The sequence below is a fragment of the Bacillus sp. LH1 genome, assembly GCF_057924895.1.
Genome location: NZ_CM175007.1, coordinates 3,735,619 through 3,760,061, shown reverse-complemented (window position 1 = coordinate 3,760,061; position 24,443 = coordinate 3,735,619). Strand labels below are relative to the sequence as shown.

26 protein-coding genes are annotated in these 24,443 nt (G+C 37.7%); all 26 read left to right on the top strand.

The genetic code is table 11. From position 1 onward, the window contains the following. The first annotated feature begins 4 nt into the window (after positions 1–4). The 26 genes from ffh to rseP all read left to right on the top strand — a co-directional run bounded on the left by ffh (position 5) and on the right by rseP (position 24,358). On the top strand, positions 5–1,354 hold the full coding sequence (ffh, locus tag ACX9TM_RS19330) for a signal recognition particle protein (RefSeq protein WP_000863460.1): 1,350 nt from the start codon (positions 5–7) through the stop codon (positions 1,352–1,354). A 101-nt stretch (positions 1,355–1,455) separates the two neighbouring features. Then, a complete protein-coding gene (gene rpsP, locus ACX9TM_RS19325; RefSeq protein WP_000268750.1) occupies positions 1,456–1,728 on the top strand; it encodes a 30S ribosomal protein S16 in 273 nt (90 codons plus the stop codon). A gap of 14 nt (positions 1,729–1,742) precedes the next feature. Next, on the top strand, positions 1,743–1,970 hold the full coding sequence (locus ACX9TM_RS19320) for a KH domain-containing protein (protein ID WP_000737401.1): 228 nt from the start codon (positions 1,743–1,745) through the stop codon (positions 1,968–1,970). Positions 1,971–2,091: 121 nt separating this feature from the next. After that, positions 2,092–2,607, top strand: a complete 516-nt coding sequence (gene rimM, locus ACX9TM_RS19315) for a ribosome maturation factor RimM (RefSeq protein WP_000170278.1) — start codon at positions 2,092–2,094, stop codon at positions 2,605–2,607. After that, entirely contained in the window at positions 2,607–3,341 is a 735-nt protein-coding gene (gene trmD, locus ACX9TM_RS19310; RefSeq protein WP_000686903.1) for a tRNA (guanosine(37)-N1)-methyltransferase TrmD, read from the top strand. Before rimM ends, trmD begins: the two co-directional genes overlap by 1 nt. A gap of 146 nt (positions 3,342–3,487) precedes the next feature. Further along, positions 3,488–3,832, top strand: coding sequence for a 50S ribosomal protein L19 (rplS, locus tag ACX9TM_RS19305; RefSeq protein ID WP_001186516.1), 345 nt, complete (start codon positions 3,488–3,490; stop codon positions 3,830–3,832). A gap of 101 nt (positions 3,833–3,933) precedes the next feature. Further along, the gene (gene lepB / locus ACX9TM_RS19300; RefSeq protein WP_000711853.1) at positions 3,934–4,485 is read left to right on the top strand and encodes a signal peptidase I; all 552 of its coding nucleotides are present in this window, start codon (positions 3,934–3,936) and stop codon (positions 4,483–4,485) included. A 20-nt stretch (positions 4,486–4,505) separates the two neighbouring features. After that, positions 4,506–5,396 carry a ribosome biogenesis GTPase YlqF gene (gene ylqF, locus ACX9TM_RS19295; RefSeq protein ID WP_000236704.1) on the top strand — a complete coding sequence of 297 codons (891 nt, stop codon included), beginning with the start codon at positions 4,506–4,508 and terminating at the stop codon, positions 5,394–5,396. A 56-nt stretch (positions 5,397–5,452) separates the two neighbouring features. Continuing rightward, the gene (rnhB, locus tag ACX9TM_RS19290) at positions 5,453–6,226 is read left to right on the top strand and encodes a ribonuclease HII (protein ID WP_001194265.1); all 774 of its coding nucleotides are present in this window, start codon (positions 5,453–5,455) and stop codon (positions 6,224–6,226) included. Positions 6,227–6,420: 194 nt separating this feature from the next. Beyond that, positions 6,421–7,581, top strand: coding sequence for an ADP-forming succinate--CoA ligase subunit beta (sucC, locus tag ACX9TM_RS19285; protein WP_001020791.1), 1,161 nt, complete (start codon positions 6,421–6,423; stop codon positions 7,579–7,581). A 19-nt stretch (positions 7,582–7,600) separates the two neighbouring features. Next, positions 7,601–8,503: a succinate--CoA ligase subunit alpha gene (sucD, locus tag ACX9TM_RS19280; protein WP_000115178.1), complete on the top strand. Its 903-nt coding sequence runs from the start codon at positions 7,601–7,603 to the stop codon at positions 8,501–8,503. Positions 8,504–8,591: 88 nt separating this feature from the next. After that, positions 8,592–9,461 carry a DNA-processing protein DprA gene (dprA, locus tag ACX9TM_RS19275; protein WP_000818059.1) on the top strand — a complete coding sequence of 290 codons (870 nt, stop codon included), beginning with the start codon at positions 8,592–8,594 and terminating at the stop codon, positions 9,459–9,461. A 144-nt stretch (positions 9,462–9,605) separates the two neighbouring features. Further along, positions 9,606–11,684: a type I DNA topoisomerase gene (topA, locus tag ACX9TM_RS19270; protein WP_001286963.1), complete on the top strand. Its 2,079-nt coding sequence runs from the start codon at positions 9,606–9,608 to the stop codon at positions 11,682–11,684. A 48-nt stretch (positions 11,685–11,732) separates the two neighbouring features. After that, positions 11,733–13,037 carry an FADH(2)-oxidizing methylenetetrahydrofolate--tRNA-(uracil(54)-C(5))-methyltransferase TrmFO gene (trmFO, locus tag ACX9TM_RS19265; RefSeq protein ID WP_000213002.1) on the top strand — a complete coding sequence of 435 codons (1,305 nt, stop codon included), beginning with the start codon at positions 11,733–11,735 and terminating at the stop codon, positions 13,035–13,037. Positions 13,038–13,102: 65 nt separating this feature from the next. Next, positions 13,103–14,002: a tyrosine recombinase XerC gene (gene xerC, locus ACX9TM_RS19260; protein ID WP_001101243.1), complete on the top strand. Its 900-nt coding sequence runs from the start codon at positions 13,103–13,105 to the stop codon at positions 14,000–14,002. Positions 14,003–14,044: 42 nt separating this feature from the next. Continuing rightward, complete coding sequence (gene hslV / locus ACX9TM_RS19255) at positions 14,045–14,587, top strand: ATP-dependent protease proteolytic subunit HslV (protein ID WP_000526272.1); 543 nt, start codon at positions 14,045–14,047, stop codon at positions 14,585–14,587. 22 nt (positions 14,588–14,609) lie between these two features. Then, complete coding sequence (gene hslU / locus ACX9TM_RS19250) at positions 14,610–16,001, top strand: ATP-dependent protease ATPase subunit HslU (protein WP_000550078.1); 1,392 nt, start codon at positions 14,610–14,612, stop codon at positions 15,999–16,001. A 77-nt stretch (positions 16,002–16,078) separates the two neighbouring features. Beyond that, positions 16,079–16,858 carry a GTP-sensing pleiotropic transcriptional regulator CodY gene (gene codY, locus ACX9TM_RS19245; RefSeq protein WP_000421290.1) on the top strand — a complete coding sequence of 260 codons (780 nt, stop codon included), beginning with the start codon at positions 16,079–16,081 and terminating at the stop codon, positions 16,856–16,858. 347 nt (positions 16,859–17,205) lie between these two features. Beyond that, entirely contained in the window at positions 17,206–17,907 is a 702-nt protein-coding gene (gene rpsB / locus ACX9TM_RS19240; RefSeq protein ID WP_000111485.1) for a 30S ribosomal protein S2, read from the top strand. 103 nt (positions 17,908–18,010) lie between these two features. After that, the gene (tsf, locus tag ACX9TM_RS19235) at positions 18,011–18,898 is read left to right on the top strand and encodes a translation elongation factor Ts (protein WP_001018578.1); all 888 of its coding nucleotides are present in this window, start codon (positions 18,011–18,013) and stop codon (positions 18,896–18,898) included. Between the two features lie 66 nt (positions 18,899–18,964). Beyond that, the gene (gene pyrH, locus ACX9TM_RS19230; protein ID WP_000042668.1) at positions 18,965–19,687 is read left to right on the top strand and encodes a UMP kinase; all 723 of its coding nucleotides are present in this window, start codon (positions 18,965–18,967) and stop codon (positions 19,685–19,687) included. Positions 19,688–19,689: 2 nt separating this feature from the next. Next, a complete protein-coding gene (gene frr, locus ACX9TM_RS19225; protein ID WP_000531501.1) occupies positions 19,690–20,247 on the top strand; it encodes a ribosome recycling factor in 558 nt (185 codons plus the stop codon). 85 nt (positions 20,248–20,332) lie between these two features. Next, positions 20,333–21,109: an undecaprenyl pyrophosphate synthase gene (uppS, locus tag ACX9TM_RS19220; RefSeq protein WP_000971296.1), complete on the top strand. Its 777-nt coding sequence runs from the start codon at positions 20,333–20,335 to the stop codon at positions 21,107–21,109. Between the two features lie 17 nt (positions 21,110–21,126). After that, complete coding sequence (cdsA, locus tag ACX9TM_RS19215; protein WP_000813592.1) at positions 21,127–21,918, top strand: phosphatidate cytidylyltransferase; 792 nt, start codon at positions 21,127–21,129, stop codon at positions 21,916–21,918. A 23-nt stretch (positions 21,919–21,941) separates the two neighbouring features. After that, positions 21,942–23,084 carry a 1-deoxy-D-xylulose-5-phosphate reductoisomerase gene (gene dxr, locus ACX9TM_RS19210; protein ID WP_000790373.1) on the top strand — a complete coding sequence of 381 codons (1,143 nt, stop codon included), beginning with the start codon at positions 21,942–21,944 and terminating at the stop codon, positions 23,082–23,084. Positions 23,085–23,101: 17 nt separating this feature from the next. Then, positions 23,102–24,358, top strand: a complete 1,257-nt coding sequence (gene rseP, locus ACX9TM_RS19205; protein ID WP_001090244.1) for an RIP metalloprotease RseP — start codon at positions 23,102–23,104, stop codon at positions 24,356–24,358. The last annotated feature ends 85 nt before the right edge of the window (positions 24,359–24,443 follow it).

The window sequence follows — 24,443 nt, the reverse complement described above, 5'->3', positions numbered from 1 at the left end:
CAATATGGCATTTGAAGGATTAGCCGACCGACTTCAACAGACAATGCAAAAAATCCGCGGCAAAGGAAAAGTTTCTGAAGCCGATGTGAAAGAAATGATGAGAGAAGTTCGTCTAGCTCTTTTAGAAGCAGATGTTAACTTTAAAGTAGTAAAAGATTTTGTGAAGCGTGTGTCTGAACGTGCTGTCGGACAAGATGTAATGAAAAGTTTGACACCTGGACAACAAGTAATTAAAGTTGTACAGGAAGAACTTACAGAACTTATGGGCGGAGAGCAAAGCAAAATTGCTGTTGCTAATAAGCCACCGACTGTTATTATGATGGTTGGTCTGCAAGGTGCGGGTAAAACAACGACGACAGGTAAGCTTGCGAATTTGCTTCGTAAAAAGCATAACCGTAAACCGATGCTTGTTGCAGCGGATATTTACCGTCCAGCAGCGATTAAACAGCTTGAAACATTAGGGAAGCAATTGGACATGCCTGTATTCTCTTTAGGAGATCAAGTAAGTCCTGTTGAAATTGCGAAACAAGCGATTGCAAAAGCAAAAGAAGATCATCACGATTATGTTTTAATCGATACAGCGGGTCGCCTGCATATTGATGAAGAACTAATGGATGAATTAGCGAAAGTTAAAGAAGTTGCGAAACCGGATGAAATTTTCCTTGTTGTCGATGCGATGACGGGACAAGACGCGGTAAATGTTGCGCAAAGTTTCCATGAACAGTTAGGTTTAACAGGTGTTGTATTAACGAAATTAGATGGTGATACGCGCGGTGGTGCTGCATTATCTATTAAGGCTGTAACAAACACGCCGATTAAATTTGCTGGTATGGGTGAAAAACTAGATGCAATTGAAGCGTTCCATCCAGAGCGTATGGCATCCCGTATTTTAGGGATGGGCGATGTCTTAACATTGATTGAAAAAGCGCAAGCTACAGTTGATGAAGAGAAAGCGAAAGAACTTGAGCAAAAAATGCGTACGCTTTCGTTTACGCTTGACGATTTCCTAGAACAACTTGGACAAGTGCGTCAACTTGGGCCGCTTGATGAATTGTTAGGAATGCTTCCTGGTGCAAATAAAATTAAAGGGCTGAAAAATGCACAAGTTGATGAAAAACAAATTGGGCATATTGAGGCAATTATTCGTTCTATGACTAAATTAGAACGAGAACAACCGGAAATAATCAATGCTAGTCGCAAAAAGCGCATTGCCAAAGGTAGCGGTACAACTGTACAAGAAATCAATCGTCTAATTAAACAATTCGATGACATGAAAAAAATGATGAAGACGATGACGGGAATGCAAAAAGGTAAGAAAAAAGGACTAGGTGGATTGAAGTTTCCATTCATGTAAGGAAAAAAAGATGGCTCTGTTAAGAAAAAATACTTTACAAAGCAATAGTCTTTTTGCTAATATAATTATCTGTGTGAAATAAATTCGGAGGTGCTTTATAAATGGCAGTTAAAATTCGTTTAAAACGTATGGGAGCTAAAAAAACTCCTTTCTATCGTGTAGTTGTTGCAGATTCTCGTTCTCCTCGTGACGGACGTTTCATTGAGGAAATCGGAACTTACAATCCAGTTGCTCAACCAGCTGAAGTTAAGATCAACGAAGAAGCAGCATTAAAATGGTTAGGAAATGGTGCTAAACCATCTGATACAGTTCGTAACTTATTCTCTAACCAAGGTATCATGGAGAAATTCCACTTATCTAAACAAGGTAAGTAATTGAGGCAATGACTATGAAGAAGTTAGTCGAGACGATTGTCAAGCCTCTTGTCGATTATCCTGAAGATGTAAAAGTTACACAGGAACTTTGCAACGGAGAGATAAAGTATCGATTAACTGTACATCCTGAGGATGTTGGAAAAGTCATTGGAAAGCAAGGGAGAGTTGCGAAAGCGATTCGAATGCTCTTGTATTCAGTGGGACATCATAATGATGAAAAAGTAACACTGGAAATTCAATAAACGTAAAAAAGGGCGAGGAGTTATTCCTCTCCCTTTTTTAACATTTAAATAGAGAGTGCATGTTCCATCTGTGAAATGGAGATGCTTAATTTATATAGAAACCAGGGGTGACATACTATTTATGACAAAATGGTTTAACGTAGGGAAAATTGTAAATACTCATGGCGTAAGAGGAGAAATCCGTGTTATTTCTCGTACTGATTTTCCAGAAGAGCGATATAAAGTAGGAAACACGTTATACATATCGAATGAGAAAGGCACAGACTACCTTCCGGTGAAGGTAACTTCTCATCGCCAACATAAGACATTCGATTTATTAACATTTGAAGGATATAACAATGTAGATGAAGTAGAGAAGTTTAAAGGTTCTTTAATAAAAGTACCAGAAGAGCAGTTAGGTGAACTTGCTGAAGGTGAATACTACTATCATGAAATTATTGGTTGCAGTGTTGTAACGGAAGAAGGAGAAGCGCTAGGGACAATCAAAGAGATTCTATCTCCTGGTGCAAATGATGTTTGGGTAATTAAACGCCCGAAGGGTCAAGATCTCTTAATTCCTTATATCGATGACGTTGTACTTCAAGTTAATATTGAAAATAAATTAGTAACCATTCATGTAATGGAAGGGCTGCTATAATGAAAATTGATATTTTAACGTTGTTCCCAGACATGTTTACCGGTGTATTTGGATCTTCTATATTAAAGAAGGCACAAGAAAAAGAAGCGGTAAACCTTCGTGTTGTTAACTTTCGTGATTATACAACAAGTAAGCATAATAGTGTAGACGATTATCCTTACGGCGGAGGAGCTGGTATGGTGCTTACTCCTCAGCCTATTTTTGATGCTGTAGAAGATTTGACGAAAGAGACAGAGCGTAAGCCTAGAGTTGTCTTAATGTGTCCGCAGGGCGAAAGATTTACGCAGAAGAAAGCGGAAGAGCTTGCAGGGGAAGAACATTTGATCTTCGTATGTGGGCATTATGAAGGGTATGACGAACGAATTCGTGAGCATCTCGTAACGGATGAGATTTCTATTGGTGACTATGTATTAACGGGCGGAGAATTAGCCTCTATGGTTATTACTGATAGTGTTGTACGTCTCTTGCCAGGTGTGCTAGGAAATCATGCTTCACAAGTAGAGGATTCGTTTAGTACAGGTTTATTAGAGCATCCTCATTATACACGTCCGGCTGATTTTCGTGGTATGAAGGTACCGGATGTATTAATGTCAGGGAATCATAAAAACATTGATGAATGGCGACATAAGGAATCTTTGCGTCGAACGTATACGCGTAGACCGGATTTGTTAGATGAGAGAGAGTTATCTAAACAAGAGAAAAAATGGCTTGAGGAAATAAAGCGAGAGCAGTAATAACTTCATATATTTGCTATTGCAACAGGCCTAGTAATATGCTATTATAACATTTGTGCTACTGAAATCAGTAGCCGTATTAACGATGTTCCGCTGTAATTTATTAAGACTTTATAAGAGCATCTGTTTAAAGGAGAGAATTTAATATGCAACAATTAATCGCAGAAATTACAAAAGGCCAATTAAAAACTGACCTTCCTTCATTCCGTCCTGGTGACACTTTACGTGTACACGTAAAAGTTGTTGAGGGAACTCGTGAAAGAATTCAGCTTTTCGAAGGTGTTGTAATTAAACGTCGTGGTGGCGGAATCAGTGAAACATTCACAGTTCGTAAGATTTCTTACGGTGTAGGTGTTGAGCGTACATTCCCAGTTCACACGCCAAGAATCGCGAAAATCGAAGTACTTCGCCGTGGTAAAGTACGTCGTGCTAAGTTATACTACTTACGTAACCTTCGCGGTAAAAAAGCACGTATTAAAGAAATTCGATAAGACATGTATGGGAGCTTGTAAATGCACAAGCTCCCTTTTTCCAATCTATATGAAATTTTGGTATAATACGAGCAGTTTACATAACCGTGGAGGGGAAATGCATGAAAAAAGAGAAGAGTTCACTTTGGGAATGGATTAAGGCAATTTTGATTGCTGTTGTATTAGCTGGTGTTATTAGACAGTTTTTCTTTGCGCCAATTCTCGTAGACGGGGTATCGATGGCACCTACTTTACATGATCGTGATCGAATGATTGTGAATAAAATTGGTTATCACATTGGAGATCCAAAACGCTTTGATATTATCGTATTTCGAGCAACAGAAGATAAAGATTACATTAAGCGCATTATAGGCCTGCCAGGCGATGAAATAGAGTATCGTAATGATAAACTGTATGTTAACGGAAAGGCTTATGAGGAGCCGTATTTAGACAAGCAGAAAAAGCAAATTGCTGACGGACCGCTTACATATGATTTTAATCTTGAAGAAATGACAGGCAAGAAAACCGTTCCAAAAGATCAATTATTTGTTTTAGGTGATAATCGTCGTTTTAGTAAAGATAGCCGTTCAATCGGTACGATTTCAATGGATCAAGTAATTGGTAAAGCTAATATGTTATATTGGCCGTTAGAAGACGCACGTATTGTGAAATAAATGAAAAAGAAGGTGGCAACATGGTAATTCAATGGTTTCCAGGGCATATGGCGAAGGCTAGACGCCAAGTAACGGAGAAATTAAAATTAATTGATGTTGTAATTGAACTTGTAGATGCTCGATTACCATTATCATCTCGAAACCCAATGATTGATGAAATCATTACACATAAGCCAAGGCTTGTTGTTTTAAATAAAGCGGATATGGCGGATGATCGTTTAACAAAACAATGGATCGCATATTTTAAAGAAAAAGGCCATATGGCAATTTCGATTAACGCGCAAGCTGGACAAGGTATGAAGGAAATTGCAGCAGCTTGTAAAGTGCTTGTTAAAGAAAAATTTGATAAAATGGTTGCAAAAGGTATTAGACCGAGAGCGATTCGTGCATTAATTGTAGGTATACCAAATGTTGGTAAATCTACATTGATTAATAAATTGGCAAAGAAAAATATTGCTAAAACAGGAGATCGTCCAGGTGTGACAACAGCTCAACAATGGATTAAAGTTGGGAAGGAAATGGAATTGTTAGATACACCAGGTATTCTGTGGCCTAAATTTGAAGATCAATTAGTGGGTCTTCGTTTAGCGACAACGGGTGCAATTAAAGATTCAATTTTAAATTTACAAGATGTAGCTGTTTACGCATTACGTTTTATGGAGAAACATTATCCAGAACGCTTGAAAGAACGCTATAATTTAAATGAGATTCCAGAAGATATTGTGGAATTATTCGATGCAATTGGAAAAAATAGAGGCTGCTTAATGGGCGGCGGAATGATTGATTATGATAAGACATCTGAGCTTGTGCTTCGTGAGCTTCGTGGTGGCAAACTTGGAAAAATGACGTTTGAAACACCGGAAGAGTTTGGAGAGCAAGTGGAAGATGTGGAAAAAATAGAAGAAGTATAAGACGTGCGTTTGTGCGTCTTTTCTTTTTGGATATGTTTAAAAAGGAGCTTGTATAAATGCAAACTATGACGATAAAAGAAGCGGAAAATGTATTGAAAGAAATTATGAATGAAGAAGATGATCGCTTTCAACTGTTAATGAAAGATGATCGAAAAGGTGTTCAAAAGCTCGTTTTGAAGTGGTATAAACAAAAAGAGTTAGAACAGAAAGAAAAAGAGAAGTTTTTTGAAATGTCCAAGTATGAAAATGCTTTGCGTGAAAAAGGGGTCACATATATCGCGGGTATTGATGAAGTAGGGCGCGGGCCATTGGCTGGGCCTGTTGTGACGGCAGCTGTCGTTCTTCCTGAGGATTTTTATATTCCAGGGTTAAATGACTCGAAAAAGTTGAGTGAAGCGAAACGTGAGCGTTTTTATGATGAAATAAAAGTACAAGCAATTGCAATTGGAGTAGGAATTGTATCACCGCAAGTTATTGATGACATTAATATTTACCAAGCAACGAAACAAGCGATGTTAGATGCAGTTGCAAATTTATCTTGTACACCTCAACATTTATTAATTGATGCGATGAAGCTTCCTACACCAATTCCGCAAACATCAATTATTAAAGGTGATGCGAAAAGTGTTTCGATTTCAGCAGCATCCATTATAGCAAAAGTAACGAGAGATCGTATGATGAAAGAACTGGGAGAGAAGTATCCTGAATATGGATTTGAGCAACATATGGGATATGGCACAAAGCAACATTTAGAGGCAATTGAAGTGCATGGAGTACTAGATGAACACCGCAAGTCATTCGCACCAATTAAAGATATGATTCAAAAATAAGCTGTAAATATACAGCTTATTTTTTTATTTTGGCATATAAACATTACTATTTTTGAAAAAGAATAAAGCGATTTCAGTTTTCTGACACTTTATTGTAGACAGCGTGCCAATCATCTTATACAATGGCAATGTAATGTTTTTTAAACATTAAAAAACTTTTCGAGTAAAACAGGAAAACAGGGGAGGATGGGACCATGAATATCCATGAGTACCAAGGTAAGGCAGTCCTTAGAAGCTATGGGGTTAGCGTTCCGAACGGGAAGGTTGCGTTTACAGTAGAAGAAGCTGTAGAAGCAGCGAAAGAATTAGGAACAGATGTATGTGTAGTGAAAGCACAAATTCACGCTGGTGGACGCGGCAAAGCTGGCGGAGTAAAAGTTGCGAAAAATTTAGATGAAGTTCGTACATATGCAGAAAGCATTTTAGGAACTACACTTGTGACACATCAAACAGGTCCTGAAGGTAAGGAAGTAAAACGCTTACTTATCGAAGAAGGTTGCGATATTAAAAAAGAATATTATGTAGGTCTAGTTTTAGATCGTGCAACTTCTCAAGTTGTTTTAATGGCGTCTGAAGAAGGCGGAACAGAAATTGAAGAAGTAGCAGAAAAAACACCTGAAAAAATCTTTAAAGAATATATTGATCCAGCAGTAGGCTTGCAAGGTTTCCAAGCGCGCCGAATTGCATTTAACATCAATATTCCAAAAGAGCTTGTAGGACAAGCTGTGAAGTTTATGATGGGCTTATATCGTGCGTTTATCGAAAAAGATTGCTCTATCGCTGAGATTAACCCACTTGTTACAACAGGCGAAGGTAAAGTTATGGCATTAGATGCAAAATTAAACTTTGATTCTAATGCGTTATATCGCCATAAAGACATTTTAGAGCTTCGTGATCTTGATGAAGAGGATTCAAAAGAAATTGAAGCTTCAAAATACGACTTAAACTACATTCCTTTAGATGGAAATATCGGTTGTATGGTTAATGGTGCAGGTTTAGCGATGGCTACAATGGATATCATTAAACATTACCACGGTGACCCAGCTAACTTCTTAGATGTTGGTGGCGGTGCAACTGCAGAAAAAGTTACAGAAGCATTCAAAATTATCCTTTCTGACAAAAATGTAAAAGGTATCTTCGTTAACATTTTTGGTGGCATTATGAAGTGTGATGTTATTGCAGAAGGTGTTATTGAAGCAACGAAACAAGTAGGTCTTGAGTTACCTTTAGTTGTACGTCTTGAAGGCACAAACGTAGAACTAGGTAAGAAAATTTTAAATGAGTCTGGCTTAAATATTGTTGCAGCAGAATCTATGGCAGACGGTGCACAAAAAATTGTTTCACTAGTGGGCTAATAGAAAGCGGGGGAGAAAAATGAGCGTATTAGTTAATAAAGATACAAAAGTTATTGTTCAAGGTATTACAGGTTCTCAAGGTTTATTCCATACAAAACAAATGATTGAATACGGTACGAAAATTGTCGGTGGTGTAACACCAGGTAAGGGCGGCACTGATATTGAAGGTGTACCAGTATTTGATACAGTAGAAGATGCAGTGAAAGCAACAGGCGCAAACGCTTCAGTTGTATACGTTCCACCCGCTTTTGCGGCAGATGCAATTATGGAAGCTGTTGATGCAGAAATTGATTTAGTAGTATGTATTACTGAAGGGATTCCTGTATTAGATATGGTAAACGTAAAGAGATATATGGCGGGTAAACATACACGTTTACTTGGACCAAACTGCCCAGGTGTAATCACACCGGATGAATGTAAGATTGGTATTATGCCAGGATATATTCATAAAAAAGGTCATGTTGGTATCGTATCTCGCTCTGGTACATTAACTTATGAAGCTGTACATCAGTTAACACAAGAAGGTATTGGCCAATCTACTGCTGTAGGTATCGGCGGAGACCCTGTTAACGGTACAGACTTTATTGATGCGTTAAAAGCATTTAATGAAGATGAAGAAACACATGCTGTAATTATGATTGGTGAAATCGGCGGTACAGCAGAAGAAGAGGCAGCTGAATGGGTAAAAGCTAATATGACAAAACCTGTCGTAGGCTTCATTGGTGGTCAAACAGCGCCTGCTGGCAAACGTATGGGCCATGCTGGTGCAATCATTTCTGGCGGTAAAGGAACTGCTGCTGAAAAGATTAAAACAATGGAAGCTTGTGGCATTAAAGTAGCTGAAACTCCAGCAGTTATGGGAGAAACGCTAATCTCTGTTTTAAAAGAAAAAGGTTTATTTGAGACTTGTAAAAACTATTAATCTGTTGAAAGACACCTTCTTACTTGAGGGTGTCTTTTTACACTTTTTTCTGTTTACATAATAAAAATTATGGGTAAGGAGAATCAAGATGAAAAGAGAGAGATTATTACATGTTCATTACTTGCTAGCAGATTATTGGAAAGCGATGGAGAGGCTACTATATGTCGATCCAGAATTAAAGAACATATATAATTTTAACGAAAAACAAATGGAACACTACACTGGAATATCCTCGAAAAAATCTTCAGAACTAGTAAAATTTCTTCAAAATTCAAATCTTCCGCAATATATATCTTATTTAGAGAGAAATCGTATTTTTTATATAACGATATGGGATGAAGATTATCCGCAATTATTACGTGAAATACAAGACCCTCCCTTCGTTTTATATGGAAAAGGAGAGAAAGATTTCCTGAATAAAGTAAATAAATTAGCAGTTGTTGGAACGAGAGAACCATCATTATATGGTCATGAGAGTTTGAAGTTTATTTTACACCCTTTATTAGAAAGAGAGTGGCTTATTGTCAGTGGGTTTGCAAAAGGGATAGATACAATGTCTCATGAGATTACAGTAAGGCATCATTGCCCGACTATTGCGATATTAGGGCATGGATTGTCTTTTATGTATCCGAAAGAAAATAGACATTTATATGAAATGTGGAAGGAATATATATTGTTATTGACAGAGTATCCGCCGCACTATGCACCGAAAAAATGGTATTTTCCAAAAAGGAACCGGATTATTAGTGGTATAAGTAAAGGTGTTTTAGTTGTAGAAGCGAAATCGAGAAGTGGAACACTTATTACTGCAGACCTTGCGTTAGAGCAAAATAGAGAGGTGTTTGCGCTTCCTGGACCTATATTTGTAGAGGGGGCATCGGGAACGAATCATCTTATTCAGCAAGGAGCAAAACTAGTAAGAAATGCAGAAGATATCTTGGAAGAGATTTTAAATTAACCTTATATTTTTATGTTTTTATTAAACAATTATTGACAAATGGTAGATTGGCACTGTATGGTATATTCATTCTTGATTGACAAAAACAAGAGAAATCAATAAGATTAATGAAGACTTGAATCCACCTCTTAAGGAGGCACTAGCATGTCAGATTACCTCGTAATCGTGGAGTCGCCTTCTAAGGCGAAGACCATTGAGAAATATTTAGGGAAAAAATACAAAGTTGTCGCGTCTATGGGACATGTTCGCGATTTGCCAAAAAGTCAAATGGGGATAGAAGTAAAGAACAACTTCACCCCGAAGTATATTACCATTCGTGGTAAAGGTCCCGTCTTAAAAGATTTAAAATCAGCGGCGAAAAAAGCAAAGAAAGTCTATCTCGCGGCCGATCCAGACCGTGAAGGGGAAGCGATTGCTTGGCATTTAGCGAATACGTTAAATGTGGACGTTGAATCAGATTGTCGGGTTGTGTTTAATGAGATTACGAAAGATGCAATCAAAGAATCATTTAAACATCCTCGTGCAATTAATATGGATTTAGTGGATGCACAACAAGCAAGACGTATACTTGATCGTCTTGTTGGTTACAATATTAGTCCTTTATTATGGAAGAAAGTAAAAAAAGGATTAAGTGCAGGGCGTGTACAATCTGTAGCAGTTCGTTTAATCATCGAGCGTGAAAGGGAAATTCAAAACTTTGAACCTGAAGAATTCTGGACAATTAAAACAGAATTTGTAAAAGGAAAAGACACATTTGAAGCAAGCTTTTACGGTGTAGATGGTGAAAAAGTTCAATTAACAAATGAAACGCAAGTGAATGAAATAATTGAACAGATGAAAGACAATGCGTTTTCAGTTGAAAATGTAACGCGCAAAGAGCGAAAACGTAATCCTGCATTACCGTTTACAACATCTTCCTTGCAACAAGAAGCAGCACGTAAGTTAAACATGCGAGCAAAGAAAACAATGATGCTTGCACAGCAATTGTATGAAGGGATAGATCTTGGAAAACAAGGAACTGTAGGTCTTATTACGTATATGAGAACTGATTCAACACGTATCTCAGAAACAGCTCAAACAGAGGCTCGTACTTACATCACTGAAGCGTATGGTACGGAATACATAGGAACAGAAAAGAAGAAAGAAACGAAAAAGTCAAATGCACAAGATGCGCATGAGGCAATTCGTCCTACTTCAGTAATGAGAAAGCCAGAGGAACTAAAAAGTTTCTTAGGTCGTGATCAACTTCGATTATATAAATTGATTTGGGAGCGATTTGTTGCAAGTCAAATGGCGTCTGCTATAATGGATACTGTGACAGCGAGACTCATTAATAACAATGTTCAGTTCCGTGCAAGTGGATCGGTTGTAAAGTTCCCAGGATTTATGAAAGTGTATGTAGAGTCAAAAGATGATGGTGCTGAAGAAAAGGATAAGATGTTGCCACCTTTAGAAGTAGGGGAAACTGTATTTTCAAAGGATTTAGAACCAAAGCAACATTTTACACAACCTCCTCCGCGCTATACAGAGGCTCGCCTAGTAAGAACACTTGAAGAACTTGGAATTGGAAGACCGTCAACATATGTACCTACACTTGAAACAATTCAAAAGCGTGGGTATGTAGGTTTGGATAATAAACGCTTCGTTCCGACTGAACTTGGTGAAATAGTAATTGAACTTATTTTAGAGTTTTTCCCAGAAATTATTAACATTGAATTTACTGCCAATATGGAGCAAAGCCTTGATGAAGTAGAAGAAGGAAATGCGAATTGGGTAAAAATTGTTGATGATTTCTACGTAGGTTTTGAACCGCGTTTAGAAAAAGCGGAAAAAGAAATGCGTGAAGTGGAAATTAAAGATGAACCAGCTGGGGAAGATTGTGAATTATGTAATCACCCAATGGTCTTTAAAATGGGTAAATACGGGAAATTTATGGCTTGCTCGAATTTCCCAGATTGTCGTAATACAAAGCCGATTGTGAAAGAAATCGGTGTTACTTGTCCAAAGTGTGATAAGGGTCAAATTATTGAACGCCGTAGTAATAAAAAGAAACGTCTTTTCTATGGGTGCGGTACGTATCCGGAATGCGACTTTGTATCTTGGGATAAGCCAATTGGTCGTAAGTGTCCGAAGTGCGAAGGCATGCTTGTAGAGAAAAAGTTGAAAAAAGGCGTGCAAGTACAATGTATTTCGTGCGATTATGAAGAAGAACAACAAATGTGAGCGTAACTGCTCACATTTTTTTCGGGAAGAAAAGGAAAGGTGATATAAATGACAACACAAGTAGTAAACGTCATTGGCGCAGGTCTTGCAGGAAGTGAAGCAGCTTACCAAATTGCAAAACGTGGTGTCCAAGTTAGATTATATGAAATGAGACCGGTAAGGCAAACGCCAGCTCATCACACAGATAAATTCGCTGAATTAGTATGTAGTAACTCACTTCGTGCAAACACTTTAACAAATGCAGTTGGAGTTATTAAAGAGGAAATGCGCTTAATGGATTCTGTAATTATTCGTGCGGCGGATGAGTGCTCTGTACCAGCTGGAGGTGCTTTAGCTGTAGATCGTCATGAGTTCGCAGCTAAAGTAACAGAATACGTAAAGAACCATCCAAATGTAACTGTAATGAATGAAGAAATTACAGATATTCCAGAGGGACCGACAATTATTGCTACAGGTCCATTAACATCTCCTGATCTTTCTGCAAAATTGAAAGAATTAACAGGAGAAGATTATTTCTACTTCTATGATGCTGCAGCCCCAATCGTAGAAAAAGACAGCATTGACATGAATAAAGTGTATTTGAAATCGCGTTATGACAAAGGTGAAGCTGCATATTTAAATTGCCCAATGACAGAAGAAGAGTTTGATCGTTTTTATGAGGCTCTAATTGCTGCTGAGACAGTGCCTTTAAAAGAGTTTGAAAAAGAAATTTTCTTTGAAGGTTGTATGCCAGTAGAAGTTATGGCAAGTAGAGGGAGACAGACGTTAGTATTTGGACCTATGAAACCTGTTGGATTGGAAGATCCCAAAACAGGGAAAACGCCATATGCTGTTGTTCAGTTACGTCAAGATGATGCAGCGGGAACTTTATACAATATCGTAGGTTTCCAAACTCATTTAAAGTGGGGACCGCAAAAAGAAGTGCTACAGTTAATTCCGGGATTGGAAAATGCAGAGATTGTACGTTATGGTGTAATGCATCGTAATACGTTTATTAATTCACCTAATTTGCTTCGTCCAACATATCAATATAAACAACGTGATGATTTATTCTTCGCTGGTCAAATGACTGGAGTAGAGGGATATGTTGAATCAGCAGCATCAGGATTATTAGCAGGAATTAATGCTGCGCGTCTTGTGCAAGGTGAAGAGCCAGTTGTATTACCGCCAGTAACTGCGATGGGTAGCATGGCAAATTACATTACGGCAACGAACGCTAAAAACTTCCAGCCGATGAATGCGAACTTCGGTCTATTTGCACCGTTAGAGAAGAAGATTAAAAAGAAAGCAGAACGAAATGAAGCGTACGCAGCACGCGCTTTAGAAACGATTCGAAATTTTGTAAATATTTAGTTAAATTTCTTGCAAAGGCTACTAAGTTGTGATACGATTTAGTAGCCTTTATTGAGGTGAGTTGTGTGAATGTGAAGAAATTGTTACAATTATTCGTTGGATATTTACAAATTGAAAGAAATTATTCAAAATATACAATTGCAAGTTATCAAAATGATTTAGAACATTTTGTGCAATTTATGGAACGAGAAGGCATATCCTCTTTTTTAGACGTTACATACGCGGATGTTCGTTTGTACTTAACGACGTTGCACGATGAAAAGTTAGCCCGTAAATCTGTCGCAAGAAAAGTATCAAGCTTACGAAGTTTATATCGTTTTTTGATGCGTGAAGGTTATCGAAAGGATAATCCGTTTGCACTTGCGTCACTCCCCAAAAAAGAATTGTCAATCCCAAAGTTTTTATATGCTGAAGAGTTAGAGGAATTATTTGAAGTTTCTGACACGGAAACGCCATTAGGTCAAAGGAATCAAGCTTTATTAGAGTTGATGTATGCGACTGGGATCCGTGTGAGTGAATGTGTCAATTTACAACTTACCGATATTGACTTTGCGGTGGGAACAATTTTAGTAATGGGAAAAGGAAAAAAACAAAGGTATATTCCGTTCGGAAGCTATGCGCAAGATTCTTTAATTACTTATATAGAGAATGGGAGAAAACAGTTAGTTAATAAGACTGACGAAGATTCTCATATGGTATTTTTAAATGCGAAAGGTACACCGCTAACAAGTCGTGGGGTTCGTTATGTTTTAAATGAACTCATTAAAAAGGCTTCGCTGACAATGCGGATAAGTCCCCATATGTTAAGGCATACATTTGCTACACATATGCTAGATGAAGGGGCGGATTTACGTACTGTACAGGAGCTATTAGGCCATGAAAATTTGTCGACGACACAAATTTATACGCATGTCTCTAAAGAAAGATTGCGTTCTGTTTACATGAAGCATCACCCGCGGGCATAAATTGCTTTAAAAGCTATAAAAACAAATAAAGGAGTTTTTTCTATGGGAAATTTCCACGCTACAACGATATTTGCAGTTCATCATAATGGAGAATGTGCAATGGCTGGAGATGGCCAAGTGACAATGGGAAATGCTGTTGTAATGAAACATACAGCTCGTAAAGTTCGTAAACTTTTCCAAGGTAAAGTTTTAGCTGGTTTCGCAGGATCAGTTGCTGACGCATTTACTCTTTTTGAAATGTTTGAAGGGAAATTAGAAGAGTATAATGGCAACTTGCAGCGTGCTGCTGTTGAAATGGCAAAACAATGGCGTGGCGATAAAATGTTACGTCAGCTAGAAGCGATGCTCATTGTCATGGATAAAACAACTATGCTCCTTGTTTCAGGTACAGGAGAAGTGATTGAACCGGATGATGGTATTTTAGCAATTGGATCTGGTGGGAATTATGCACTTTCTGCAGGTCGTGCTTTAAAGCAATATGCAAGTGAACACTTAACAGCGAAGCAAATTGCGAAAGCGAGTTTAGAGATTGCTGGCGATATTTGTGTTTATACGAATCACAACATAATTGTTGAAGAATTGTAGAATCGTAAGGGAGGCATTTTATATGCATTTACATTTTACTCCGCGCCAAATTGTGGAAAAATTAGATCAATACATCATCGGTCAAAAAGACGCAAAGAAAGCGGTTGCTGTAGCGTTGAGAAATCGATATCGCCGCAGTAAATTAGCTGAAAATTTACGTGACGAAATTGCGCCTAAAAATATTTTAATGATTGGACCGACAGGTGTTGGGAAAACAGAGGTAGCACGACGAATGGCGAAACTCGTTGGAGCACCTTTTATTAAGGTTGAGGCTACAAAATTCACAGAAGTTGGATATGTGGGTAGAGATGTAGAGTCGATGGTACGTGACTTGGTGGAAACATCGGTTCGTATCGTAAAAGAAGAAATGGTAGTGAAAGTTCAAGATAAAGCAGAAGAGCAAGCGAATCAACGTCTTGTTGAAATTTTAGTGCCGAGTCCGGAGAAGCAATCTGGATTCAAAAATCCATTAGAGATGCTTTTTGGAGGCGCTCAAAATTCGAATCAAACGTCTGATACACAAGAAGATGTTGAAATCGAAAAGAAACGTCAAGATGTGGAGAGAAAGCTTGCTGCAGGGCTTCTTGAAGAAGAAATTGTATCGATTGAAGTGACTGAACAACAGTCTTCCATGTTTGATATGTTACAAGGAACTGGCATGGAACAAATGGGAATGAATTTCCAAGATGCGCTAGGAAGTTTTATGCCGAAAAAAACGAAAAAACGTAAACTTTCTGTAAAAGAAGCAAGAAAACTCTTGACAAATGAAGAGGCACAGCGCTTAATTGATATGGATGAAGTTACACAAGAGGCTGTTTATCGTGCTGAACAGCTCGGGATTATTTTTATCGATGAAATTGACAAAATTGCTGGTAAGCAGTCGAATAGCGTAGATGTATCACGTGAAGGTGTGCAACGTGACATTCTGCCAATTGTAGAAGGATCGAATGTTGCGACAAAATACGGATCAGTAAAAACGGATTATATTTTATTCGTTGCAGCTGGAGCGTTCCATATGTCTAAACCGTCGGATTTAATTCCGGAATTGCAAGGGAGATTTCCGATTCGAGTAGAATTAACAAAATTATCGACAGACGATTTTGTTAAAATATTAATCGAGCCTGACAATGCGTTAATTAAACAATATATGGCATTATTAGCGACTGAAGGTATAGAAATTGAATTTTCAGACGAAGCTATTCGTAAGATTGCTGAGATTGCTTATCAAGTTAATCAGGATACAGATAATATTGGAGCAAGAAGACTTCATACGATTATGGAGAAGCTCCTTGAAGATTTATCGTTTGAAGCATCTGAAATTACGTTAGAGAAAATAACGATAACACCTCAATACGTTGAGGAGAAATTAGCAACAATTGCTAAAAATAAAGATGTGAGCCAGTTTATTTTGTAATAGTGTCATCAGGTGACTCGCCCTAGTTTCCAAGTGATGAAAAAATATGTGAGTAACATGTAGGAGGAACTTTTGAAATGGAATTATTAGCAAAAACGAGAAAATTAAATGCGTTATTACAGAGCGCAGCAGGGAAGCCTGTAAACTTTAGAGAAATGTCTGACACAATGTGTGAAGTAATCGAAGCAAACGTATTCGTAGTTAGCCGTCGTGGTAAATTACTAGGTTATGCAATTCACCAACAAATCGAAAACGAACGCATGAAGCAAATGCTTGCAGAACGTCAATTCCCAGAAGAATATACACAAAGCTTATTCAACATTACAGAAACATCTTCAAACTTAGATGTGAACAGTGCTTACACAGCATTCCCAGTAGAAAACAGAGAATTATTCGGTCAAGGTTTAACTACAATCGTACCAATCGTTGGTGGCGGTGAGCGTCTAGGTACATTAGTATTAGCTCGTCTTGGTCAAGAGTTCTTAGATGATGATTTAATCCTTGCTGAGTACAGCTCAACTGTTGTAGGTATGGAAATCTTACGTGAAAAAGCAGAAGAAATCGAAGAGGAAGCGCGTAGTAAAGCTGTTGTTCAAATGGCAATCAGCTCATTATCTTACAGTGAGTTAGAAGCAATTGAGCATATCTTCGAAGAATTAAATGGAACAGAAGGTTTACTTGTTGCAAGTAAAATTGCTGATCGCGTAGGAATTACTCGCTCTGTAATCGTAAATGCACTACGTAAATTAGAAAGTGCTGGTGTTATTGAGTCTCGCTCTTTAGGTATGAAAGGAACATACATTAAAGTGCTAAACGACAAGTTTCTACAAGAACTTGCTAAATTAAAAACAAACTAATTTATAAAAAACTCTCCTCAATTGAGGAGAGTTTTTTTGTGCAATGGATAGAAGATGCTTGTGAAAAGTGTCATAAGCGTGTTTTCTGGGAAAACTATTAATTGTATTTACTTTTTTGCTTAAAAGAAAAGAAGGTTGGTAATACTAGAATTCGAGTATGAACAAAGAAAGTTTTACATTGTTCGCATTTTCGACTTGATTGTAATATTTCAGTATGATATAGTAAGCAGTGGTGTCAGTACAAAGTACACACGTTTACTGATTTAAGTGTTGGTGCTACGTTTGTAGTTTCGCTTAGAGATGAAGTAAACGGAGGATATCAAAAACCATTTAGGAGGAACTATATTATGTCAGTAATTTCTATGAAGCAATTGCTTGAAGCTGGTGTTCATTTCGGACATCAAACTCGTCGTTGGAACCCAAAAATGAAGCGTTACATTTTCACAGAGCGTAACGGTATCTACATCATCGACTTACAAAAAACTGTGAAAAAAGTTGAGGAAGCTTACAGAACGATGCGCGACATCGCTGCTGAAGGCGGAGACATCTTATTCGTAGGTACTAAAAAACAAGCACAAGAAGCTATTAAAGAAGAAGCAACTCGTGCTGGTATGTACTTCGTTAACCAACGTTGGTTAGGTGGAACTTTAACAAACTTCCAAACAATCCAAAAGCGTATCAAGCGTCTTAAAGACATCGAAAGAATGCAAGAAGATGGTACTTTCGAAGTACTTCCTAAGAAAGAAGTTGTTCAACTTAAAAAAGAGTTAGAGCGTCTTGAGAAATTCTTAGGCGGTATTAAAGATATGAAAGGTCTTCCAAGTGCATTATTCGTAGTAGACCCTCGTAAAGAGCGTATTGCAGTTGCTGAAGCACGCAAATTACACATTCCAATCATCGGTATCGTTGATACAAACTGTGATCCAGACGAAATCGATCACGTTATCCCAGCAAACGATGATGCAATTCGTGCTGTAAAACTTCTTACATCTAAAATGGCAGACGCGATCCTTGAAGCAAAACAAGGTGAAGAAACTGTTACTGCGTAACAAAGTTGGAAAGGTGATAAGGGGTTCGGCCTTTTATCACCTTTTTTAAGGTATAAACACCTTTATAAAAGGTATAAATACATATTTTAGGAGGATGAAAAGTATGGCAATCACTGCTCAAATGGTAAAAGAATTACGTGAAAAAACTGGCGCAGGTATGATGGACTGCAAAAAAGCTTTAACAGAAACTAATGGCGACATGGAGAAGGCAATTGACTTCTTACGTGAAAAAGGTATTGCGAAAGCTGCTAAAAAAGCAGACCGCATTGCTGCTGAAGGTTTAACTTTCATCGAAACAAACGGTAACGACGCTTTAATCTTAGAATTAAACTCTGAAACTGATTTCGTTGCGAAAAACGAAGGTTTCCAAACACTAATTAAAGAATTAGCTGCTCACTTATTAACTAACAAACCAGCTAACGTTGAAGAAGCTATGGCTCAAACAATGGAAAACGGTAAAAAAGTTGAAGAGCACATCAACGAAGCAATCGCTAAAATTGGTGAAAAACTTACACTTCGTCGTTTCGAAATCGTATCAAAAACTGATGCAGATGCATTCGGCGCTTACCTACACATGGGTGGACGCATTGGTGTATTAACAGTTCTTGAAGGTTCTACTGATGAAGCTGCTGCTAAAGATGTTGCAATGCACATCGCTGCAGTTAACCCTAAATACATCGACCGCGATGCTGTAACAGCTGAAGAAGTTGAGCATGAGCGTCAAGTATTAACACAACAAGCATTAAACGAAGGCAAGCCTGAGAAAATCGTTGCGAAAATGGTTGAAGGCCGTCTAGGCAAATTCTTCGAAGAGATTTGCTTACTTGACCAAGCATTCGTTAAAAACCCTGATATGAAAGTTCGTCAGTTCGTTGAGTCTAAAGGCGGAACATTAAAAGGATTCGTTCGCTATGCTGTTGGTGAAGGTATCGAAAAACGCGAAGACAACTTTGCTGAAGAAGTAATGAACCAAGTAAAAGGTAGTAACTAATACAGATTAGGGAACACATTGTGTTCCCTTTTTTAAAATAAAGATGTAAGCAATTGGAGGTTCATTATGAGTAAACCGAAATATAATCGTGTCGTTTTAAAGCTAAGTGGAGAAGCTTTAGCTGGAGAGCAAGGATTTGGAATTAACCCAACTGTTATTAAGTCAGTTGCGGAACAAGTAAAAGAAATTGCAGAACTTGATGTAGAGGTTGCTGTTGTTGTTGGTGGCGGTAACATTTGGCGTGGAAAAATTGGAAGTGAAATGGGCATGGATCGTGCAGGGGCAGATTACATGGGCATGTTAGCGACAGTTATGAATTCATTAGCTCTTCAAGATAGCTTGGAGAATATCGGAATTCAAACTCGTGTACAAACTTCAATTGAGATGCGTCAAGTTGCAGAACCTTACATTCGTCGTAAAGCAGTTCGTCACTTAGAGAAAAAACGTGTTGTTATTTTTGCAGCAGGTACAGGTAATCCATACTTCTCTACAGATACAACAGCAGCATTACGTGCGGCAGAAATTGAAGCAGATGTAATTTTAATGGCGAAAAACAATGTAGATGGTGTATATAATGCGGATCCATCTATTGATCCAACAGCTACAAAATACGAAACGCTTACTTACTTAGATGTATTAAAAGAAGGTTTAGGTGTAATGGATTCTACAGCTTCTTCTCTATGTATGGATAATGATATTCCACTAATTGTATTCTCAGTTATGGAAAAAGGTAATATTAAACGTGCCGTTTTAGGCGAAAATATCGGAACAGTGGTAAGGGGGAAATAAATATGGGACAACAAGTATTGAAGTCTTCAAATGAAAAAATGGAAAAAGCAGTTGCTGCTTATTCTCGTGAATTAGCAACAGTTCGTGCTGGTCGTGCAAACGCGTCTGTATTAGATAAGGTACAAGTTGATTACTATGGTGCACCAACACCAGTTGTGCAATTAGCGAACATTACAGTTCCAGAAGCGCGTTTACTAGTAATTCAACCTTATGATAAAACTTCTATCGGTGATATTGAAAAAGCAATTTTAAAAGCAGATTTAGGCTTAAACCCTTCTAATGATGGAACTGTAATTCGTATTGCATTCCCTGCACTAACAGAAGAGCGTCGTCGTGATCTTGTAAAAGTTGTGAAAAAATATGCTGAAGAAGCAAAAGTTGCTGTTCGTAACGTACGTCGTGACGGAAATGATGATCTTAAGAAGCTTGAAAAAGCTGGCGAGATTACAGAAGATGATTTAAGAGGATATACTGAAGATATCCAAAAAGAAACAGATAAATATATTGCAAAAGTTGACGAAATCGCAAAAAACAAAGAAAAAGAAATCATGGAAGTGTAATAGCGATAACTTCGCAAATATGACCCTCTTCTTAAGGGGGTCTTTTTACACTTTTAGGCATACGTCTGCTTGCTGGAGGGTATGAATGATGTTTAAAAACTTTCCTTTTTTTAAAGGTAAAAAGGACACATCGTTTGATCATCTCGTTGAAGAAGTGAAAAAAGGATATATCCCAGAACATATTGCCATCATTATGGATGGGAATGGAAGATGGGCAAAGAGGAGAGCAATGCCTCGTATTGCGGGACATCATGAAGGTATGCAAGTTGTAAAGAAAATTACAAAATTTGCAAGTAAACTTAATGTGAAAGTGTTAACTCTCTATGCTTTTTCAACTGAGAACTGGAAAAGACCGAAAAAGGAAGTTGATTATTTAATGAAGCTTCCAGAAGAATTTCTAGGTACATTTTTACCAGAATTGATTGAAGAAAACGTACAAGTCCGAGTAATAGGGCAAAAAGATCGTCTTCCTACGCATACACGCAGAGCGATGGAGAAAGCCATGGAAGATACGAAAGAGAATACGGGATTAATTCTTAATTTCGCGTTAAACTATGGAAGTCGAGATGAAATCGTTTCTGCTGTGCAACATATGATGAAAGATAATGAGGAAGGAAAAATTCGTTCTGAAGAGGTAAGTGAAGAAATGCTTTCCTCCTACTTAATGACGAGTTCTTTACCTGATCCAGAGTTGTTAATCCGAACAAGCGGAGAGCTACGTATTAGTAATTTCATGTTATGGCAAATTGCATATTCGGAGTTTTGGTTTACAGACGTGTATTGGCCAGACTTCAAAGAAGAACATTTGCTAAATGCGATTACTGACTTTCAACATAGAGGGCGCAGATTCGGAGGCGTGTAGAAAGAGAGGGTTTGGTAGTGAAACAGAGAATTATTACTGGAGTGGTTGCTGCCGCGCTATTCATTCCCATCGTAATATACGGTGGCGTGCCTTTTACGGTTTTAGTGTATGCACTTGCTTCTATAGGTTTATATGAATTAATTCGTATGAATAAGCTTACGCTTATTTCAGTACCGACAGTTTTAGCTGCAGTATTATTGTGGATTCTTTTAATTCCAAGTAGTGCATCAGAACTGTTTACATGGATTGGATTAGGTAAATTGGAAATCACATTTGTGATTGTTTTATTACTTTTATCATATACAGTCCTTTCTAAGAATACATTTACTTTTGATAATGCTTCATTTTTACTGATGGCAACGACATATGTGGCAATGGGATTCTTATATTTAAATGAAACGAGAATATTAGGAATTAAATATGTATTTTGCGCATTATTTGTTATATGGGCTACTGATTCAGGCGCATATTTCGTAGGAAAAGCATTGGGCAAGAGAAAATTGTGGCCAGAAATTAGTCCAAATAAAACGATTGAAGGTTCATTAGGCGGTATCGTTTGTGGAATTATTGTGGCACTTGTTTACAACGTGTTCTTCCCAGTCGAATCGAATGTAGTAATTTTAATTGTGCTGACAATTATCATTTCTATTTTTGGACAAATTGGTGATTTAGTACAATCTGCTTTTAAACGTCATTATGGCGTAAAGGATTCAGGTACAATTTTACCTGGGCATGGTGGTATATTAGACCGAACAGATAGTTGGTTATTCGTTTTACCAATTCTCTACTTCTTATTACAATACAATTAATAAATGAACGAGGGGTTGGAGTCATGAAAAACATTAGTTTATTAGGTGCAAGCGGATCAATTGGTACACAAACTTTAGATGTATTACGCTCGCACCCAGACCAATTCCGTCTCGTTGCTTTTTCTGTAGGGAAAAATATTGACTACGCAGTAAAGGTAATTCAAGAATTTTCTCCGCAAATCGTCTCTGTGCAAAGAGAGGAAGATGTTTTAAAATTACAATCTGTTTCTGGTAATACAAAAATTGTATATGGTAGTGAAGGACTTTTAGAAGTAGCATTACATCCAGATGCGGAGATTGTAGTAAATGCTGTTGTAGGTAGCGTAGGGTTGTTACCAACACTTCGTGCAATTGAGGCGAAAAAAACAATTGGAATTGCAAATAAAGAAACGTTAGTAACTGCAGGACATCTTGTAATGGAAGCAGCACGAAAACATAATGTTTCGTTACTTCCAGTAGATAGTGAACATTCGGCTATTTTTCAGTGCTTGAATGGTGAAAATGAAAAAAGAATTTCTCGTCTTATTATAACGGCTTCTGGTGGAAGTTTCCGTGATAAAACGAGGGATGAATTGCATCATGTGACCGTAGAAGATGCGCTTCGACATCCAAACTGGTCAATGGGTTCGAAAATTACAATTGATTCTGCTACAATGATGAATAAGGGACTAGAAGTAATTGAAGCACATTGGCTTTTTGGTATCCCTTATGAGCAAATCGATGTTGTTTTACATAAAGAAAGTATTATCCATTCTATGGTTGAATTTGAAGATCGTAGTGTAATGGCGCAGCTTGGTTCACCTGATATGCGAGTACCAATTCAATACGCACTTACATATCCTGATAGATTGCCTCTTTCAGACACAAAACAGTTAAACTTATGGGAAATAGGGACGTTGCATTTTGAGAAAATGGACCAAGAACGATTCCGTTGTTTACGTTTTGCGTATGAAGCTGGAAAAGCAGGTGGAAGTATGCCAGCTGTAATGAACGCAGCGAATGAAGTAGCGGTTGAAGCCTTTTTACAAAAGAGAATTGGTTTCTTAACAGTGGAAGACCTCATTGAAAAAGCAATGAACCATCACAATGTCATTGCACGACCGAGCTTAGAGGAAATTTTGGAAATTGATGCGGCCACAAGACGGTTTGTGATGGAACAAATTTAGCAAAGGTGGTTATGGAATTGAATACAGCGATTGCCTTTATATTAATTTTCGGTGCACTCGTATTTTTCCATGAGCTAGGGCATCTATATTTCGCAAAAAGAGCAGGTATTTTATGCCGCGAGTTTGCGATTGGTTTTGGTCCGAAAATATTCTCATTTGAAAAGAATGAAACGGTGTATACGATTCGATTACTGCCCCTTGGTGGCTATGTAAGAATGGCCGGCGAGGATGCGGACACAGTTGAGTTAAAGCCTGGGAAAAAGGTTGGCCTTGTATTAAATGAAAAAGACGAAGTTGTAAAATTAGTTTTTGATGGATATGAAAAGTATCCAAATGTTCGTGTTATTGAAGTCGAACAAGCTGATTTGGAGCATAATTTAACAATTTCGGGCTATGAAGAGTACGAGGAAGAGCTTCAAACATTCCGAGTGAATGAAAAGGCTCGTATTATTACTGCGGGGGAAGAAATTCAAATTGCTCCGTATAATAGACAATTTGGCTCGAAAAAACTAGGGCAACGCGCTTTAACAATCTTTGCGGGTCCTGCAATGAACTTCATTTTAGCATTTGTTATTTTTGTGATTCTTGGATTTGTACAAGGGGTTCCTGTTGACAAACCAATGGTTGGAAAAGTGATGGATAACAGTGCAGCACAGCAAGCTGGATTGAAAGAGAATGATACAATTCAAGCTATTGATGGGAAAAACACAAGTACATGGAAAGATGTTGTTACTATTGTACGTGAAAACCCAAATAAAGAAATTACGTTACAAGTAAAGCGTGATAATGAACAGTTTAATGTGAAAGTAACGCCAACACTCGATAAAGAAGGAAAAGACGAAGTTGGTAGAATCGGTGTGTATTCTCCTGTAGAGAAAACAGTAATGGGTTCTATTAAATCAGGATTTGAACAAACGTACCAATGGACGAAACTAATTTTTGAATCTCTTGTTAAATTAGTAACTGGTCAATTTTCTATTAATGAGTTATCAGGTCCAGTAGGAATTTATAATCTAACAGATCAAGTTGTAGATTATGGGTTTACGCGTGTACTAAGTTTAGCTGCAGTTCTAAGCATTAATCTTGGTTTATTTAATTTATTACCAGTTCCTGCTTTAGATGGTGGCCGTTTATTCTTCTTCTTAATTGAAGCGTTACGAGGGAAACCAATTGATCGCCAAAAAGAAGGAATGGTTCACTTTATTGGTTTTGCATTATTAATGTTACTTATGTTAGTTGTAACTTGGAATGACATTCGTAAGTTTTTCTTGTAAAATAAAGTGAAACTTATAATGAAATAGAGCTCGTAGAATAAAATCCCTCACCTAACTCGAGGTGAGGGGTTTTACTGCGTGTAAG

Bases quoted from the DNA above. Each gene is read 5' to 3' on its own strand.
- ffh (WP_000863460.1), top strand. From the start codon at position 5: ATGGCATTTGAAGGATTAGCCGACCGACTTCAACAGACAATGCAAAAA.
- rpsP (WP_000268750.1), top strand. From the start codon at position 1,456: ATGGCAGTTAAAATTCGTTTAAAACGTATGGGAGCTAAAAAAACTCCT.
- ACX9TM_RS19320 (WP_000737401.1), top strand. From the start codon at position 1,743: ATGAAGAAGTTAGTCGAGACGATTGTCAAGCCTCTTGTCGATTATCCT.
- rimM (WP_000170278.1), top strand. From the start codon at position 2,092: ATGACAAAATGGTTTAACGTAGGGAAAATTGTAAATACTCATGGCGTA.
- trmD (WP_000686903.1), top strand. From the start codon at position 2,607: ATGAAAATTGATATTTTAACGTTGTTCCCAGACATGTTTACCGGTGTA.
- rplS (WP_001186516.1), top strand. From the start codon at position 3,488: ATGCAACAATTAATCGCAGAAATTACAAAAGGCCAATTAAAAACTGAC.
- lepB (WP_000711853.1), top strand. From the start codon at position 3,934: ATGAAAAAAGAGAAGAGTTCACTTTGGGAATGGATTAAGGCAATTTTG.
- ylqF (WP_000236704.1), top strand. From the start codon at position 4,506: ATGGTAATTCAATGGTTTCCAGGGCATATGGCGAAGGCTAGACGCCAA.
- rnhB (WP_001194265.1), top strand. From the start codon at position 5,453: ATGCAAACTATGACGATAAAAGAAGCGGAAAATGTATTGAAAGAAATT.
- sucC (WP_001020791.1), top strand. From the start codon at position 6,421: ATGAATATCCATGAGTACCAAGGTAAGGCAGTCCTTAGAAGCTATGGG.
- sucD (WP_000115178.1), top strand. From the start codon at position 7,601: ATGAGCGTATTAGTTAATAAAGATACAAAAGTTATTGTTCAAGGTATT.
- dprA (WP_000818059.1), top strand. From the start codon at position 8,592: ATGAAAAGAGAGAGATTATTACATGTTCATTACTTGCTAGCAGATTAT.
- topA (WP_001286963.1), top strand. From the start codon at position 9,606: ATGTCAGATTACCTCGTAATCGTGGAGTCGCCTTCTAAGGCGAAGACC.
- trmFO (WP_000213002.1), top strand. From the start codon at position 11,733: ATGACAACACAAGTAGTAAACGTCATTGGCGCAGGTCTTGCAGGAAGT.
- hslV (WP_000526272.1), top strand. From the start codon at position 14,045: ATGGGAAATTTCCACGCTACAACGATATTTGCAGTTCATCATAATGGA.
- hslU (WP_000550078.1), top strand. From the start codon at position 14,610: ATGCATTTACATTTTACTCCGCGCCAAATTGTGGAAAAATTAGATCAA.
- codY (WP_000421290.1), top strand. From the start codon at position 16,079: ATGGAATTATTAGCAAAAACGAGAAAATTAAATGCGTTATTACAGAGC.
- rpsB (WP_000111485.1), top strand. From the start codon at position 17,206: ATGTCAGTAATTTCTATGAAGCAATTGCTTGAAGCTGGTGTTCATTTC.
- tsf (WP_001018578.1), top strand. From the start codon at position 18,011: ATGGCAATCACTGCTCAAATGGTAAAAGAATTACGTGAAAAAACTGGC.
- pyrH (WP_000042668.1), top strand. From the start codon at position 18,965: ATGAGTAAACCGAAATATAATCGTGTCGTTTTAAAGCTAAGTGGAGAA.
- frr (WP_000531501.1), top strand. From the start codon at position 19,690: ATGGGACAACAAGTATTGAAGTCTTCAAATGAAAAAATGGAAAAAGCA.
- uppS (WP_000971296.1), top strand. From the start codon at position 20,333: ATGATGTTTAAAAACTTTCCTTTTTTTAAAGGTAAAAAGGACACATCG.
- dxr (WP_000790373.1), top strand. From the start codon at position 21,942: ATGAAAAACATTAGTTTATTAGGTGCAAGCGGATCAATTGGTACACAA.